This is a genomic window from Metasolibacillus meyeri, assembly GCF_003049505.1.
GTDB lineage: Bacteria > Bacillota > Bacilli > Bacillales_A > Planococcaceae > Metasolibacillus > Metasolibacillus meyeri.
This window is the reverse complement of the sequence record NZ_PYWN01000098.1, coordinates 39,900-55,642: the sequence shown is the minus strand read 5'-3', so window position 1 is coordinate 55,642 and position 15,743 is coordinate 39,900. Positions and strand designations below refer to the sequence as shown.

Here is a 15,743-nt window from a genome sequence, read left to right as displayed (position 1 = left end):
AATAACGAACAAATAGGTCCACTTGCAAGAGTAGAAATGCCTGAGAGCGCATGCAATTGCATAAAAAATCAGTTATAATGAATTTTGTTAGCATTTTTACAACGTTTATGAAAGGAGGATTTTAATAGATGCAAGTTTTAGCGATTTTTATTCCTTTATTGGCAGCTATCTTTATTCCATTATTATTCCGTCGTGCTCGCACTATACATACAGGTTGGTTTGTACTGATTGTACCTCTTCTACTTGTTAGCTATTATGCAACATTTATTTCCCGGGTAATGGATGGAGAGGAAGCCCTTGCTTCTTTTAATTGGATTCCATCTTTAAATATTTCATTCATCTCTTATTTAGATGGACTTAGCTTATTATTTTCTTTATTAATTACAGGGATTGGCACACTTGTTGTACTCTATTCCATTTTCTATTTAGATAAAACGAAAGAGCAGCTACATAATTTTTATATTTACTTATTAATGTTTATGACAGCTATGCTTGGTGTTGTCCAATCTGATCACATGATTACATTGTATTTATTTTGGGAGCTAACATCGATTTCTTCATTTTTACTAATAGGTTATTGGTTCCAGCGAGATAAATCACGTTTTGGTGCTTTAAAATCGATGATGATTACAGTAGCAGGTGGTTTGTTTATGCTTGGAGGCTTTGTGCTGTTAGCGCAAATGGGAGGCACTTATTCCATTCGTGAGTTAATTGCACAAGCACCCTATTTTTGGGATAACGAATACTTTGTACTAGCACTTGTTCTTATTTTGCTTGGTGCCTTTACAAAATCAGCGCAATTTCCATTTTATATTTGGCTACCAGATGCGATGGAAGCACCTACACCTGTCAGCGCGTATTTACACTCTGCAACAATGGTAAAGGCTGGTATTTATTTAGTGGCACGCTTTACGCCAATTTTTGCAGTATCGGAAGTTTGGATATGGCTTGTAACAGGCATTGGACTGTTGACACTTTTCTGGGGCTCATTTTTTGCAGTGAAGCAAAGTGATTTAAAGGGAATTTTAGCCTTTTCAACCGTCAGTCAATTAGGCTTAATTATGGCGTTATTAGGTGCCAGTGCAATTGCCTTTCATGTAGAGGATGCAGCAAATACAGTATTTAAATATGCAGCATTCGCGGCCATTTTCCACTTAATTAACCATGCAACATTTAAAGGCAGTTTATTTATGATTGCTGGTATTGTTGATCATGAAACGGGAACACGCGATATAAGAAAACTTGGCGGATTAATGAGCATTATGCCTCTTAGCTTTTCGGTTGCCTTAATCAGTAGTTTATCAATGGCTGGCTTACCACCATTTAATGGCTTTTTAAGTAAGGAAATGTTTTTAACAGCGATGCTAACACTCAAAGATTTCGAATTATTTGAATTTAGTACATGGGGTATTTTACTTCTTATTGTTGCAGTGATTGCAAGCATCTTCACATTTGTTTATAGCTTTTATTTTGTTTTTAAAACATTTACTGGAAAGCTACAAGCAAGTGAGTTGCCGCAAAAGCCGCACGAAGCACCTATTGGCATGTTGATTGCACCGATGATTTTAGCGGCGCTTGTTGTCGTTATTTTCTGCATTCCAAATGTAGTTGGATGGCTATTTATTAAACCTGCTGTTTTCGCGATTCAGCCGTTTTTATATCAAGACCCATTTTTAGCTTCTACGCCAGCAAGTGTTGATATTACAGTAAAGCTATGGCATGGCTGGACAGCACCTGAACTGTGGTTAACGGTTTGTATTGTCGTTATTGGTTTGATTCTTTTTAAAACATTCGAAAAATGGCAAAAGCTGTATCGTTTACAGCCAGCGAAGTTTTCTTTAAATGCATTGTATGATTTTATAATGGATGGCATATTGAATCGTGGCATGACAAGTTTATCAAAGCGCATGATGCATGGCTCTATGCGTCATTACTTTATGTATATGTTTGCAGCCATTTGTTTCATTGTTATTGGCACATTATTTTACAAAGATGCCTTTAAAATATCGTTTGATGGTGCTGCGCCAATCGAATTATATCAATTAATTTTAATTATCGTACTCGTCTTAGGTACATTAACGACCTTAGTTGCAAGATCACGTATTACCGCCATTGTTGGCTTAGGTGCAGTTGGCTATACAGTCGCATTGTTTTTCGTTATGTTTAATGCGCCTGACTTAGCCTTAACACAGCTTGTTATTGAAACAATTTCGGTTGCATTATTTTTACTTGTTTTTTACCATCTACCTCGTCTAGGTAAAGTACAGGAGTATACACCTTTCCGCTTTAGACGATTAGTTGTTTCAATCGGTATCGGTGCAATGGTCACATTGCTTGCTTTGTCTGCTCATTCACAAAAGCTAGTAGAATCGATTAATCAATATTATAAGGATACGGTCTATTCATTAGCTGGTGGTGGAAATATCGTCAACGTGATTTTAGTAGACTACCGTGGCTTCGATACATTATTTGAAATAACAGTGCTCGGTCTTGCAGGTATGGGGATTTATGCAATGATTAAACTCAGATTAAGCAGAAAGGAGAAGTCGAATGAAAACGAATAAATTGAAAACGAATGATCTTATTTTGCAATTTACAGCAAAAATCGTCTTTTTCATTATTTTCTTCTTCTCCATCCATATTTTCTTTGCAGGGCATTATACACCAGGTGGGGGGTTCGTTGGTGGCTTATTAACATCCAGTGCCATCGTCCTACTTGTGATTGCGTTTGATTTAAAAACAGTGCGCAAAATTTTGCCAATCAATTATATGTATATGACAGCAACAGGGCTCATTATAGCTGTAGCTACTGCCGCCTACCCAATTTTCGATGGCAAACCTTTTTTCACGCATTATTTTGATTACTTTGATTTGCCACTGTTCGGTAAAACATCTTTGCATACAGCTGCATTATTTGATTTAGGCGTATTTTTGGTTGTTGTTGGTGTCACGATGACCATTATTCAAACGATTGGGGAGGATGAATAATGGAAATTATTATGGCTTTTGTATGCGGCTTTTTATTTATGGCTGCGATTTATTTAATTTTGTCGCGTAGCTTACTGCGCATTATTATTGGTACAGGTTTACTCAGTCACGGTGCACATTTACTGATTTTAACGATGGGTGGTCTTGGCGGTAGCGCCCCACCTGTTTTAGCGGAAGGTGTCACAGATTTTGCTGACCCAATACCACAGGCGCTTATTTTAACAGCGATTGTTATTGCCTTTGGGGTAACAGCATTTATTTTAGTGCTTGCCTACCGGGCATATCAAGAGCTGCAAACAGATGATACAACGGCGATGAAAGGAAGTGCTACAGATGATTAATTTCCTTCTATTTCCGATATTAATTACGTTTGTCACTGGAATGCTACTTATCTTTTTCCAGAAAAATATTTATGTTCAACGGACAGTTTCACTTATTTCATTAGGGGCTGCAACAATTTGTGCCTTTTTCGTCATGCTAAAAGTTCAGCTTGAAGGCATTCAATCCGTTACATTTGGCAATTGGCCTGTGCCATATGGAATTACAATGGTAGCTGACGGTGTTTCAACATTGCTTGTCTTCACATCGTTATTGTTAACATTTTTTATTACTTGGTATAGCTTCGGCTCTATTGGTAAAGCACGTGAGCATTTCTTTTATTACCCTGGCATTATGTTTATCTTAACAGGTATCAACGGTGCCTTCACAACAGGTGATATTTTTAATATGTTCGTATTTTTCGAAGTATTATTAATGTCCTCCTATTTGCTTATTGTACTTGGTGGAGAGAAAAAGCAGCTCCGTGAATCCATCCAATATCTTTTAGTCAATATTATTTCTTCTGCACTGTTCGTTATCACAGTTGCTTATTTGTATTCCGTTATTGGTACATTGAGCATGGCAGATATTTCTGTAAAAATTGCAGAAATTAATCAACCAGGTATTATTACAACAATTGCTGTGCTATTTTTAATGGTGTTTGGCTTGAAGGCGGCTATTTTCCCGCTGTACTTCTGGCTACCTAGCTCTTATTCAGCGCCACCAATCCCAGTCTTAGCCCTGTTTGGTGCACTATTAACAAAGGTTGGAGTCTACGCCATTATGCGTACATATACGCTATTTTTCGTACACGATATCGCCTTTACACATCAATTGTTATTAGTCTTTGCTGTATTAACAATCGTTGCAGGCTGTATCGGTGCTTTAGCGCATTTTGATGTGAAGCAAATTATTATTTATAATATCGTTATTGCCGTTGGTGTTATTTTATTCGGCGTAGCACAAATGAATTTTGCTGCTTTAGAAGGCGCAATGTTTTATTTAATACACGATATGCTTATTAAGGCAGCGCTCTTTATGCTTGTCGGCATCATTATTTATATTACTGGTACAAGCGATTTACGCAAAATGGGCGGCTTAATGAAGAAGTACCCTTCACTTGGCTGGTTTTATTTAATTGCGGCTTTTGGGTTAGCTGGCATCCCGCCTCTAAGCGGCTTTGTCGGGAAATTATTAATTGTACAAGGTGGCTTTGCTGCTGGGAATACGTGGAGCAGCATTTTCATTTTAGCATCTAGCTTAATCGTTTTATTATCTGTTATTCGCATTTTCCTTTACGCCTTTTGGGGAGAGGAAGGGCAGACCGTGCAAATTCACCAGAAAACGTATAAGCAACTGTACTACCCTACCGTGATTTTAGTCATTCTTTCAATCGCTTACGGTGTTGGAGCAGAATGGATAACACCATTTATGGACGGTGCTGCACGTGTACTAACAGATCCTTCTATTTATGTTGATGCGGTCATGAAAGGAGCGCAACCTTAATGGCATTTCAAATATTATTGAATTTTTCACTTGCCCTATTATGGATGTTCCTCGGTGATAATTTTACAGCTAGCGGCTTTATTATTGGCTATTTACTCGGACTAGCAGCTATTCTTTTAATGCGTCGTTTTTTCAATGGCCGCCTATATATTGGACGGATTTGGGCCTTTGTTAAATTGACACTTCTATTTTTCAAGGAACTCTTATTAGCTAATGTTGCTGTATTACGCGTTGTATTAAAACCTAAGCTTGATATGCATCCTGCATTTTTCAAATACGATACGACTTTAACAGAGGAATGGGAAATTACACTGTTATCTAGCTTAATTACATTAACGCCAGGCACTGTTGTTGTCCACGTATCAGATGATGCGAAAAGCTTATATATTCACGCAATTGATGCAAAGGATGTCGATGAAACGATTGACTCAATTCGCAATTCCTTTGAAAAAGCGATTTTGGAGGTGAGCCGTACATGACCTATTTTATTTGGGGTTCGATCGTGATTGTCATGCTATCGATGATTTTAGTTATTTATCGTCTAATTAAAGGACCAAACCCTTCTGATCGTGTTGTTGCGCTAGACTCAATAGGTGTTTCCCTTATTGCTTTAATCGGGATGTTTTCGATTATGGTGGAAACAAGCTTTTATTTAGAAATTATTTTATTACTTGCTATTTTGTCATTTATTGGTACTGTAGCCTTTTCTAAATTTATTGAGAAAGGAGACATTATTGAACGTGACAGTTCTCGCTAATATTTTAGTTGTTCTCTTTATCTCAGTTGGTGTTATTTTTATTGCAGTCGCTGCAATTGGCTTGTTCCGATTACCTGATTTATACACGCGGGCACATGCCGCTTCCAAAAGTGCAACATTAGGTGTCATGAGCGTTTTAATCGGAGTATTTCTTCATTTTTGGCTCATTGAAGACCACTTCAATCCGCGCATACTATTAGGAATTTTGTTCATTTTTATGACAGGCCCTGTTGGCGGACATATTATGAGCCGCTCTTCCTATATTGCTGGTGTCAAACCATGGTCAGGCACTGTGCGCGATGATTTAAAGCCAGAAATTGAGCGCATGAAAAAAGAACAAAACGTACAAGATTGAAAAAAGAGCATGAAATCGACAGTTGATTTCATGCTCCTTCGCTTTGCGTGCGAATTCGAGCTTCTTGCGTGCGAATTCATCCCTTTAATGAGCGAATCATTACTTTTGACCTAACGATACGGTCCATACCCACCACGTCGATGTGGTGGGTATGGTGGATACGGTCGGTATGGTGGATAGTATGGATAACGTGGGGGATAAAATTGATTACCTAAAAATCCCCCAAGAAAACCACCTAAAAAAGGCGCACCAAATGTAAACCACGGAAACATAAAAACCCCTCCTTTGCTCTACTATATGACAAAAGCTTAGAAAATGGTGACAAATGAAATATTTGAAAAGCTATTTTCAAATACTTCATTCTGCGACGAGTAATCGCAGGAGCAAAGGTTCTGAAAATTTATTTTGAGCTCGCTCCTTTGCGCCGAGGATGGTGGCGCTTTGCGCGACCACCGCAGAAGCACATCGTTTTAAAAAGTTATTTTCAACACCTTATTTGCGACAAGATTACTGACATCTCATCGCTGTCGCTTCATTTTCATAAAAAAAGATAAACTCATAAAAAAATCGATTTACACCAAGATGCTTGATGTAAATCGATTTTTATCTTTCTAATACAACTTACTCTTCCTCAGCTAATTGCTCAATAAAGCTTGCTAAAGTACGTACCATTACGCCTGTACCGCCTTTTGGTCCAAGGTCGTGCACTGCGCTTGCATCAGATGTTCCTGCGATATCTAAATGAATCCAAGGTGTATCTTCAGCAAATTCTCCGATAAAGCCACCACCGAAAATCATATGGCCATCGCGACCAGGCGAGTTGTTTAAATCTGCGAATTCAGAGTTACGAATGCGTTTTTTATCATTTTCTGTAAGCGGGAAGCGCCATACAAATTCATTTGTATCCACTGTAGCTTCCATAAATTGTTCGAAAAATGCTTCGTTGTTCGTTAATGCACCTGTTTTATCCGTACCTAATGCGACAATGACACCACCTGTTAAAGTAGCAACATCAATTAAGTAATTCGCTCCTTGTTGCTTCGCATATGTTACTGCATCCGCTAAAACAAGGCGTCCTTCTGCATCTGTATTAAATACTTCTACTGTTTTACCACTTAATGTTGTAATGACATCATCCGGCTTTAACGCTTCGCCTGAAACCATATTATCTGTCGAACCAATGACAGCCATAACATTTTTATTTGGGCGTGTTTCACCAATAATTTTCATAGCACCTAAAACGGCTGCTGCACCACCCATATCACCTTTCATACCGATCATGCTATCGCGCGGCTTTAGTGAATAGCCTCCCGTATCGTATGTTACACCTTTTCCGACAAAGCTCACAACATCTTCCCAATTTTCTGTCGCCTTGTACTTCAATGTAATCATGCGTGGCTCTTGCACAGAGCCTTTATTAACGCTTAAAATTGCGCCCATACCTAGCTCTTCCATTTGTGCTTTATTTAAAATTTCTACTTCGAAACCATATTGTTTACCAAGCGCCTCTGCATAGTCTGCTAAATCAGTCGCTGTTAATAAGTTTGGTGGGGTATTCACCAATGTACGTGCTTCGTTTGTTGCCTCTGCATAAATATGCCCTACTTCATAATTTGCAGCTACTTCCTCAGCTGAGCTAGCTCCTACAAAATGAACATCCTCTAAATATGTATCCGCTTCATTTGATGTTGTTTTGTAGTGATTTACTTTATAGAAACCTAAGCCAATCCCTTCACCTGCCAAAAATGCCACTTCTTCTTCTGTTAGATTTTCAGTTACGAATGACTCAAGCCAAATTGTATAAGCAGTCTTTTTTGACGCTTTCAATTGTTTTCCAACTAAACCGAATGCATTACGCAATACTTCTGCCGTTAAGCTTTTTCCTTCACCTAACCCAACAAATAAAATATGCTTTACCGATTTCCCTGCGATTGGTAGCTTTGTAATCGCTTTCGCTTCAGAAGAAATTTCTCCATTATTTACCCATTCATTAATCTGCTCACCAAAAGCTGTCGGCAAGGCAGACCAATTACTCATTTGCTCACGATGTTTTTGCACACCTACGATTAATACGTCTGTTGCCACTTGCTCTAATGTTGTCGATTGTTTTGCGATATTCATTGTATACACCCTCCAATTATTTAATTACTCTATTATACAATATCATAATTATTCGAATAACGAAATATTTGCTTTTTTAATATTTATCCATGATAACTTGGCTAATTAGCAGAAATTAATTTAAAATTACCACAACATATACTATACGGGCTGTCTTCAAAAATTTAGCAATATCATAATGCTTTCCGTACAGTAAACATTGTCGCTTCGCTTTAGGATTACTGTCCATTCATGTAGGAGAAATGCTATACTTTACTTATAGCTATTCAACAAATGGAAAGGTACGGTGAACGATGGAGCTTTTACAAAACACCCCTCTTATAATCGGCATTTTTGCTATTTTACTGGCACAATTTTTAAAAGTCCCGATTTATTTTTTGGCGACGAAAAAAGTCGATTGGAGCTTGCTCACATCAACTGGTGGAATGCCAAGCTCACACTCGGCTGCCGTAGCAAGTATCGCAACCGCTGTCGGCTTCGAAACAGGCTTTGCTTCACCTATTTTTGCCGTAGCAGCTATGCTAGCAGGCATTGTGATGTATGATGCGAGCCACGTCCGCTTTCAAGCTGGGCGACACGCAGCCGCGTTAAATGAAATTCGCCATGATTTACAGCATTTTTTTCGTGAAATCAAGCGTTGGCCTGAATTGAATGAAGAACAAAAAATCGAGGATTTAAAAACATTGCTTGGTCATAAAAAAAGCGAGGTAGCCATCGGTGCCTTATCTGGTATTATTTTGAGCATTGTTGTTTATCAGTTTCTTTAAACCAATTTTAAAAGCTGGCGAAAGATTTCTCGCCAGCTTTTTCATTAAAACATCCGATAGCCATTTTTACGTAATAAAATCATCACAATCCCTGCAATAATTGCCCCAGCAAAACCACCTGATAAAATGATAATATCCGCTAGCTGCAATGATAAAAACCTATCTACTAATGCAGGAAATGCTGTGCCTGGTTTAAAAATATAGTCTAAAAAGCTGACCTCATCCACAATAAAGATAACAACAATTGGATACACTACTGCCATTAACCATGTCATACGTAGCAGCATATTTAATAAAAAGCCGATGCCGAAAAACATCACTAAAAACAATAGTGTCGAAATAATTACTTCTGGAATTGAAACTGTCATTATGTAAACCTCCGATATTCTCTCCATCAAGTTTACATGATTCAAGAAAAGCTTTCAATGTTAAGTACTTTTACAGCAAAAAGCCGTGTCCATTTTGACACAGCTTGTTCACGATTACATGGCATCAATTGCTTTCCCTTTAACGAAGCGCGGGCTATTCCATAAATCCTTCCATTTACGTACTGCTGTCACAACAATGATGAATCCTAAAATCACCATAACAATGGACAGAATACCATTTAATACACTATAGCCACCTGCTGCCGAATTCCAATAGACATTTTTAACCATCCAATAAGCGGCGACGTTTACCGTAACATATAAATATACTAGCGGTATCATACAGGTTAAAACGTAAATGCGCTTATCAGCCATTTTCAAAATAATTGTTGCTCCACATACTAAACCGATCGATGCCATTAGCTGATTCGATACACCGAATAATGCCCAAATAGAGCTAATGTCTCCAGAGTATAGAAGGTAGCCCCACATAAAACAGGCTAGTGCCGAGGCAAAAATATTGCCTGGTAGCCAATCGGTTTTCTTTAATGGCTTATAAGCTTCGCCTACGAAATCTTGAATTAAGTAACGTGCAACACGTGTACCCGCATCAATTGCCGTTAAAATAAAGACCGCTTCAAACATAATAACGAATTGGTAAAAATAAGACGATAGATGGGAGAACCATTGCACACCTGTGAAAATATATGTCATACCAACGGCTAATGTTACAGCACCACCTGTACGTCCTTCTAGATCCATGCCAATTTGCTCTGCTAGCATTGCTAAATTCACTGTATCCATACCAAGCGTTGCAAATACAGCTGGCGATGAATTGATTGCGAAATAATCTCCTGGATGTAAAGCTGTTGCAGCAATTAATGCCATAATGCCGACTAAACACTCAACGAGCATAGCACCAAAGCCGACAACGCGAATATCTTCCCACTTATCAATCATTTTCGGTGTCGTGCCAGAACCAACAAATGCATGGAAGCCTGAAATTGCACCACAGGCAATTGTAATGGAAACAAACGGCCATACTGGACCTGCGACAACAGGCCCTCCGCCTCCTAAGAAATCAGGTATAATTGCTGGGAATTGAATGGCTGGATTCACGATAAATACACCGATAATTAACGCAATAAATACACCAATTTTCATAAAGCTACTTAAATAATCACGCGGTGCAAGCAATAGCCATACAGGCAATGCTGCTGCAAAGAACGCATAAATCGGTAAAATCAGTGCTAATGTTTGACGCTCTAATGTCAATAAATCACCAAGCCATGTGCCCTGTAAGCTCGGCCCTATAAATACGCCAATCATTAGCAAAAGAAAGCCTATTGTTGATGTCAAAAGCAAATTGCCTGTTTTTTTATAGGCAATTCCGACAAGCATTGCAATCGGTACTGTAATCGCTACCGCAAATGTACCCCAAGGATTGCGCTCAAGTGCCCCAAGCACAACCATTGATAAGCCTGCCATCGTAATGGTAATAATGAAGAGCATTGCAAGCCCTGTACAAAAGCCTGCAACAGGCCCAAGCTCCTCTTTCATTACCTCTGATAATGACTTACCGCCACGACGCATTGAGGCAAATAACACGACAGCATCGTGTACAGCACCCCCTATTACTGCCCCGATTAATAACCATAAAAGCCCCGGCAAATAACCAAATTGTGCTGCTAAAATGGGGCCTACTAACGGCCCCGCCGCAGCAATCGCCGCAAAATGGTGCCCAAATGCCACCCATTTGTTGGTGGGTACATAGTCTTGCCCATCATTTAATTTATGTGCTGGTGTAGGCTCATCCTCATTAATTTTCAACACTTTCTTTGTAAAGAAATAGCCATAAAGACGATACGCTATAACTAAAATACAGATTGCCCCTATAACGATTGAAATCGCATTCATACTGAACTTCATCCCCCTTTTATTCTTTTTACAAGCGTAGCAAAAAGATAAGCATTTGGGATAAAATCACATTAAAATGTCTGAATAATCTGTTAAAGTGTCAAAATCCGCTGTTAAAATGCATACTACATCTCAAATATTTTTCGAATTTCCTTCACATACATGCGGCTTACAGGCACAACATGTCCTCCTTGTAAAATCACATTGTATTTGGAAGTTCCCCATGATTCAAGTTCCTGCAAATGCTCTAAATTTATTAAAAATGCACGATGGACACGTATAAAATTAGGACCTAGCTTTTTTTCCAACGTGATTAATGATTCCGCACTACTATAGCTTTTATTTTCTGTAATCGCTTTCGTTTTGCTTTCCTCTGATGTGAAATACAAGACGTCCTGTAATTTAATCAAGGCCACTCGATCTTCATTGGAAACAGCAATTTTGCCCATCTGCTTTATTTTTTCTTTTACGGCTGGTTCCTTGCGCTCGCTTTTTTTCGTCATCGTCATTAATTTAACAATGGTTTGTTCAATTCGCTGCTTTTCAAAAGGCTTTAAAATATAATCAAATGCGTTCATATTAAAAGCATCGATTGCATAATCATCATATGCGGTAGCAAAGACGATTAACGGTTTTTCTTCGCGCTGTAGCAACTCTTTAGCTAACTCGATTCCATTTTGATTAGAAAGCTCAATATCTAAAAATAAGCAATCAATTTCATCTATTAAATTATCTACTAGTATTTGCTGTAAATCCTCTGACTCTCCTAATATTTCTATTTCAGAAAATTGCGATAATAAATATTTCAATTCATCACGTGCTAAAGGTTCGTCATCAATAATGAATACTTTATACATTGTTATCACCTAATCATCTATCGGAACAATCACCTTTACCGTTGTTCCTTTATTTTCTTTGCTTTTAAACTCTATTTTCCCACGGTAATTATAAATTTCTTTTAAGCGCTCAGATATATTCCATAACGCTGTGCCTGTACCATTAGGTGAATCTATCACTTGGTCACCTAATAAAATGAGCTTTGATTTTTCAATACCACAGCCATTATCAGCTACAATAATTTCAAGCATTTCTGCATTTTTTCGCGCTGTAATAGTTATTTGACCCTTTTTTGCATTCTTAAAACCATGTTGTATCGCATTTTCAACAAGTGGCTGTAATGTAAAAGGTGGTACGAGCACTTCCAATAAACGCTCATCAATATCGAACATCACAGTATATTTATTCGGAAAACGTGCTTGTTCAATTGTTAAGTATGCTTCAATATGCCCAATTTCCTTTTCTAACGGAATGCGCATTTGACGTGCACCTTGCATATTGCTTCTGAAAAAAGAGGCAAGCTGCAACAATAAATGACGTGCCTTCTCTTGGTCAGTACGAATTAAGCTTGATATGGCATTAATGCTATTAAAGAAAAAATGAGGGTGAATTTGTGCCTGTAAAGCTTTGATTTCAGCATCTTTTAATAATTTTCTCTGCTTCTCGACTTCCGCATATTCAAGCTGTGTGGAAAATAATTTACTTAATCCTTCAGCTAATTCCTCCTCTACAGCTGTAATATGTGCACCATCTGTAAAATACATTTTTAACGTCCCTACCGTTTGTTGATGGACTTGTAGTGGTAAAACGAGGGCAGCCTGTAGCTTACAATCTTTATGAGGACAATTAATTTCACCCTTTTTCGTTGCTTTGATAATTTTTCCATGTTTTAGTACATCATAGGTTAGCTTTGTCATAATTTTTTGATTTGTTAAATGATGATCTGCCCCTTCGCCAACATGTGCTAAAATACCATGCTGATCGGTAATGGCAACCGCTACTACACCTGTCGCCTCTTTAATAATTGATGCAGCTTGATAGCAAGATTCCTCATTCAATCCTTGTCTAAAATGAATAACCGTCTTTTGTGCAATTTGAAATGCTTCATGTGTTTGTGTGGCTTTCGTGCGCTGCTCCTCAGCAATGGATGTTTTAATAATAAGACAAAATAAAAAAATACCGAACGCATTCATAAAAATCATTGGCACGGCAATAATTTGCACTAAGTTTAATGCCATATCAAAGGGGCGAGCAATCAATAAAATGACGAGCATTTGCAAGCACTCGGCAAATATACCAATGCCCATCGCGTGTCGATAGGAAAAGGTTTTTTCAACATGTAGCTTCCGCCCTAACAGCCCTGTAATAACCCCAGCTAAAATGGTAGAAATACCGCAAGCGATTGCTGTATAGCCGCCAAGAAAAATGCGATGAATACCTGCAATTAAACCTGCGCCAATCCCTACTGCTGGTCCACCAAAAATGCCTGCAATTGCGACACCTACAAGCCTTGTATTGGCAATTGCAGCACTTTCTTCAACTTGTACACTCATAATCTTTGCACTTATATCTCCATTATCAATGCGAATCCCTAAATAGTTGCTAATAACACCTAAAAGCCCAAATACAAAAATAAGGATTAATTTCGACGAAGTATTCTGCTCTCGATAAAGTCTGCTTTGAAAAGGCCGCCATTTAGAAATTAAAAATGCAAAAATAACGATTATGCCAATACGCTCCAACATGTAAATAGATAGTTCAATCATTTATTATCCTCATATTGATTAAAAAATAAATGATATGTTGTATAACCGAATACTTTTCCTGGATCAATATCTGTCCATAAACCTAACTGATATTGCTTTACATGGTATGCGGACATTTCAGCAAGCATTACAGACGATTTTGTATCCTGTGCTAGTTGATTTGGCGCTATCCAATGTGCGGCAACAATCTCATCCTCTTGTATTTGAATATGCTCAGTTGTTGCTCTCCCATAAAAAATCGCCATATTGTCGCTTATGTCCTCTCGAATAACCCCTGTTCGAAAGCCAATAAGCCCCTGTATGATGCAATCAATGCCCGTCTCTTCCTTTACTTCACGCTGTGCGGCCATATCTGCTGTTTCAGCTTGCTGCACAAAACCTGCTGGTAAAGACCAACAACCTTTCAATCCACCATAGGACTTTTCTACGACAAGCCATTCGCCAGCAGCATTTTCAATCACTGCCGCAACACCTAACCACACTTTTCCTCTCTCTTTCTTCACTATGTATCCCCCTTTTCTATGTACTATTATAAGCCTGCTTCTTTCATTAAGAAAAGGGAATATTGGGCAAGGTAGCTTCTATCCAATAAGCAAAATAAAAAAAGGGTGTAGGAATTAGAAAATTGCAAATTTTATTTACAAAATAACTAAGTAACCTTTATAATTAATTTAACTTAATTATAAGGAGTATATAATAATGAAAGATGAATATATCAAGCAAATCAATATTTTACAAAGTAACTTTAATATCTTAGTAGCAAAAAAATTTGAGAATCAGCTAGATAATGAGTTAACAGCTAAACAAGTTTTATTATTGGAATTAATAAAAGAAGGTGTTACTTCAACGAAAGATATAGCAAATAAATTAAATGTTTCTACAAGTGCGGTAAGTCAAATACTCAATAAATTGGAAGACAGAGAATATATTGAACGAAATTTTAATCCACAAAACCGCCGTGAAATTATCTTGAACCTAGCTGATAAAGCCCATCAATATTTCAAGGATTTAACTGCTTTGAAATATCAAATCAATAAGGATATTTATGAAAATTTATCTTCAGAGGATTTGAAGCAATTAAAAAATATATTAGAAAAATTACTAACTATTGCTGCCGACAGTGATTTATCAAACTAATACATGAAGAAAAAATAATCGTTATTGGAGTGAATGATTTGACTTTATTTTATCAAGAAGCTGGTACAAAGGACGGGCCATTGATGCTTTTTATACATGGTGGCGGCGTAAGTAGCTGGATGTGGGAAAAACAAATGCAATACTTTAGTCAGTATCATTGTGTGGCAATCGATTTACCAGAACAAGGGAAAAGCAATCATACAGCTCTATTTTCAATTAAATATAGTGCAGAAAGAGCTATTGAGGTAATAGAAAAAATAGCAAATAATAAAACAATAATCGTTATTGGATTCTCGTTAGGGGCACAAGTGGCTATTCAAATGCTGAGTAGCAAACCGAATTTAATTCATTATGCAATTATTAATAGTGCGCTAGTTAGACCCAACTCATTGGCAAAAAAATTCGTTAAACCTACAGTTAAATTAACATCTCCATTGATTAAAAACAAAGCATTTTCAAAGCTTCAAGCAAAGACGCTATATGTTGATAAGGAGTACTTTGAGACATATTATAAAGAAAGCTCTTTTATGAAATCAGATACACTTGTACGCATACTAGAGGAAAATATGTCATTTGAATTACCTAAAGATTTTCATAAAGCAAAAGGCAAGATACTGGTTACCGTTGGCGAAAGAGAAAGATCAATAATGAAAAAATCAGCAAAAGATATAATTGCAAATAATTCGAATTGCTCAGGCATCATGCTACCTAATGTTGGTCATGGAATATCTTTAATGAATCCTGATTTCTTTAATCAAATGGTTGAACAATGGATTACTACGGGGCAGTTACCAGATGGGAAAATAATAAAGTGAAACTTCAATCCGTTGGAGGTTTTTCTTATCCTCCAAACATAATAAAAGCTATCCGAAAAGCGGTTTGTTAATCTGCTTTTCGGATAGCTTT

General features: G+C 37.6%; 17 protein-coding genes. 10 read left to right on the top strand and 7 right to left on the bottom strand.

The genetic code is table 11. From position 1 onward, the window contains the following. Window positions 1-128 precede the first annotated feature (128 nt). The 7 genes from C9J34_RS14605 to mnhG are packed head-to-tail and all read left to right on the top strand — an operon-like array spanning window position 129 to window position 5,924. The gene (locus C9J34_RS14605; protein WP_107840910.1) at window positions 129-2,564 is read left to right on the top strand and encodes a Na+/H+ antiporter subunit A; all 2,436 of its coding nucleotides are present in this window, start codon (window positions 129-131) and stop codon (window positions 2,562-2,564) included. A 1-nt stretch (window position 2,565) separates the two neighbouring features. Beyond that, window positions 2,566-2,988, top strand: a complete 423-nt coding sequence (locus C9J34_RS14600) for a Na(+)/H(+) antiporter subunit B (protein WP_107840928.1) — start codon at window positions 2,566-2,568, stop codon at window positions 2,986-2,988. After that, window positions 2,988-3,329 carry a Na(+)/H(+) antiporter subunit C gene (locus C9J34_RS14595; protein ID WP_107840909.1) on the top strand — a complete coding sequence of 114 codons (342 nt, stop codon included), beginning with the start codon at window positions 2,988-2,990 and terminating at the stop codon, window positions 3,327-3,329. Before C9J34_RS14600 ends, C9J34_RS14595 begins: the two co-directional genes overlap by 1 nt. After that, window positions 3,322-4,812 carry a Na+/H+ antiporter subunit D gene (locus C9J34_RS14590; RefSeq protein ID WP_107840908.1) on the top strand — a complete coding sequence of 497 codons (1,491 nt, stop codon included), beginning with the start codon at window positions 3,322-3,324 and terminating at the stop codon, window positions 4,810-4,812. The genes C9J34_RS14595 and C9J34_RS14590 overlap by 8 nt, the downstream gene beginning before the upstream one ends. Further along, entirely contained in the window at window positions 4,812-5,291 is a 480-nt protein-coding gene (locus C9J34_RS14585) for a Na+/H+ antiporter subunit E (protein WP_107840907.1), read from the top strand. Before C9J34_RS14590 ends, C9J34_RS14585 begins: the two co-directional genes overlap by 1 nt. Then, a complete protein-coding gene (locus tag C9J34_RS14580; protein WP_107840906.1) occupies window positions 5,288-5,569 on the top strand; it encodes a Na(+)/H(+) antiporter subunit F1 in 282 nt (93 codons plus the stop codon). The genes C9J34_RS14585 and C9J34_RS14580 overlap by 4 nt, the downstream gene beginning before the upstream one ends. Further along, the gene (gene mnhG / locus C9J34_RS14575; RefSeq protein WP_107840905.1) at window positions 5,553-5,924 is read left to right on the top strand and encodes a monovalent cation/H(+) antiporter subunit G; all 372 of its coding nucleotides are present in this window, start codon (window positions 5,553-5,555) and stop codon (window positions 5,922-5,924) included. Before C9J34_RS14580 ends, mnhG begins: the two co-directional genes overlap by 17 nt. A 110-nt stretch (window positions 5,925-6,034) precedes the next feature. Here the strand turns inward: mnhG and C9J34_RS22010 are convergent, their stop codons facing one another. Continuing rightward, window positions 6,035-6,196, bottom strand: coding sequence for a hypothetical protein (locus tag C9J34_RS22010; RefSeq protein WP_193769022.1), 162 nt, complete (start codon window positions 6,194-6,196; stop codon window positions 6,035-6,037). 349 nt (window positions 6,197-6,545) lie between these two features. Beyond that, window positions 6,546-8,045: a leucyl aminopeptidase gene (locus C9J34_RS14570; RefSeq protein WP_107840904.1), complete on the bottom strand. Its 1,500-nt coding sequence runs from the start codon at window positions 8,043-8,045 to the stop codon at window positions 6,546-6,548. A 293-nt stretch (window positions 8,046-8,338) separates the two neighbouring features. Here C9J34_RS14570 and C9J34_RS14565 point away from each other — a divergent pair, with 293 nt between their 5' ends. Continuing rightward, complete coding sequence (locus tag C9J34_RS14565; RefSeq protein WP_107840903.1) at window positions 8,339-8,812, top strand: divergent PAP2 family protein; 474 nt, start codon at window positions 8,339-8,341, stop codon at window positions 8,810-8,812. 44 nt (window positions 8,813-8,856) lie between these two features. Here the strand turns inward: C9J34_RS14565 and C9J34_RS14560 are convergent, their stop codons facing one another. The 5 genes from C9J34_RS14560 to C9J34_RS14540 form a co-directional block, all read right to left on the bottom strand. Further along, window positions 8,857-9,180 carry a YuiB family protein gene (locus C9J34_RS14560; RefSeq protein ID WP_107840902.1) on the bottom strand — a complete coding sequence of 108 codons (324 nt, stop codon included), beginning with the start codon at window positions 9,178-9,180 and terminating at the stop codon, window positions 8,857-8,859. A 114-nt stretch (window positions 9,181-9,294) separates the two neighbouring features. After that, window positions 9,295-11,097, bottom strand: coding sequence for a carbon starvation CstA family protein (locus C9J34_RS14555; RefSeq protein ID WP_107840901.1), 1,803 nt, complete (start codon window positions 11,095-11,097; stop codon window positions 9,295-9,297). A 125-nt stretch (window positions 11,098-11,222) separates the two neighbouring features. Beyond that, the gene (locus C9J34_RS14550; protein WP_107840900.1) at window positions 11,223-11,954 is read right to left on the bottom strand and encodes a LytR/AlgR family response regulator transcription factor; all 732 of its coding nucleotides are present in this window, start codon (window positions 11,952-11,954) and stop codon (window positions 11,223-11,225) included. A 9-nt stretch (window positions 11,955-11,963) separates the two neighbouring features. Continuing rightward, window positions 11,964-13,700: a sensor histidine kinase gene (locus tag C9J34_RS14545; RefSeq protein WP_193769021.1), complete on the bottom strand. Its 1,737-nt coding sequence runs from the start codon at window positions 13,698-13,700 to the stop codon at window positions 11,964-11,966. Then, window positions 13,697-14,203 carry an NUDIX domain-containing protein gene (locus C9J34_RS14540; RefSeq protein ID WP_107840899.1) on the bottom strand — a complete coding sequence of 169 codons (507 nt, stop codon included), beginning with the start codon at window positions 14,201-14,203 and terminating at the stop codon, window positions 13,697-13,699. The genes C9J34_RS14545 and C9J34_RS14540 overlap by 4 nt, the downstream gene beginning before the upstream one ends. A gap of 196 nt (window positions 14,204-14,399) precedes the next feature. On the opposite strand from C9J34_RS14540, the gene C9J34_RS14535 reads away from it, so the two are divergent. Both C9J34_RS14535 and C9J34_RS14530 read left to right on the top strand, forming a co-directional pair. Further along, a complete protein-coding gene (locus tag C9J34_RS14535; RefSeq protein WP_107840898.1) occupies window positions 14,400-14,837 on the top strand; it encodes a MarR family winged helix-turn-helix transcriptional regulator in 438 nt (145 codons plus the stop codon). 38 nt (window positions 14,838-14,875) lie between these two features. Then, the gene (locus tag C9J34_RS14530) at window positions 14,876-15,652 is read left to right on the top strand and encodes an alpha/beta fold hydrolase (protein WP_107840897.1); all 777 of its coding nucleotides are present in this window, start codon (window positions 14,876-14,878) and stop codon (window positions 15,650-15,652) included. The last annotated feature ends 91 nt before the right edge of the window (window positions 15,653-15,743 follow it).

What these genes read in the sequence shown, in the direction of transcription:
- C9J34_RS14605 (WP_107840910.1), top strand. Translation starts at nt 129, where the DNA reads ATGCAAGTTTTAGCGATTTTTATTCCTTTATTGGCAGCTATCTTTATT.
- C9J34_RS14595 (WP_107840909.1), top strand. Translation starts at nt 2,988, where the DNA reads ATGGAAATTATTATGGCTTTTGTATGCGGCTTTTTATTTATGGCTGCG.
- C9J34_RS14590 (WP_107840908.1), top strand. Translation starts at nt 3,322, where the DNA reads ATGATTAATTTCCTTCTATTTCCGATATTAATTACGTTTGTCACTGGA.
- C9J34_RS14585 (WP_107840907.1), top strand. Translation starts at nt 4,812, where the DNA reads ATGGCATTTCAAATATTATTGAATTTTTCACTTGCCCTATTATGGATG.
- C9J34_RS14580 (WP_107840906.1), top strand. Translation starts at nt 5,288, where the DNA reads ATGACCTATTTTATTTGGGGTTCGATCGTGATTGTCATGCTATCGATG.
- C9J34_RS22010 (WP_193769022.1), bottom strand. Translation starts at nt 6,196, where the DNA reads ATGTTTCCGTGGTTTACATTTGGTGCGCCTTTTTTAGGTGGTTTTCTT.
- C9J34_RS14570 (WP_107840904.1), bottom strand. Translation starts at nt 8,045, where the DNA reads ATGAATATCGCAAAACAATCGACAACATTAGAGCAAGTGGCAACAGAC.
- C9J34_RS14565 (WP_107840903.1), top strand. Translation starts at nt 8,339, where the DNA reads ATGGAGCTTTTACAAAACACCCCTCTTATAATCGGCATTTTTGCTATT.
- C9J34_RS14560 (WP_107840902.1), bottom strand. Translation starts at nt 9,180, where the DNA reads ATGACAGTTTCAATTCCAGAAGTAATTATTTCGACACTATTGTTTTTA.
- C9J34_RS14555 (WP_107840901.1), bottom strand. Translation starts at nt 11,097, where the DNA reads ATGAATGCGATTTCAATCGTTATAGGGGCAATCTGTATTTTAGTTATA.
- C9J34_RS14550 (WP_107840900.1), bottom strand. Translation starts at nt 11,954, where the DNA reads ATGTATAAAGTATTCATTATTGATGACGAACCTTTAGCACGTGATGAA.
- C9J34_RS14545 (WP_193769021.1), bottom strand. Translation starts at nt 13,700, where the DNA reads ATGATTGAACTATCTATTTACATGTTGGAGCGTATTGGCATAATCGTT.
- C9J34_RS14535 (WP_107840898.1), top strand. Translation starts at nt 14,400, where the DNA reads ATGAAAGATGAATATATCAAGCAAATCAATATTTTACAAAGTAACTTT.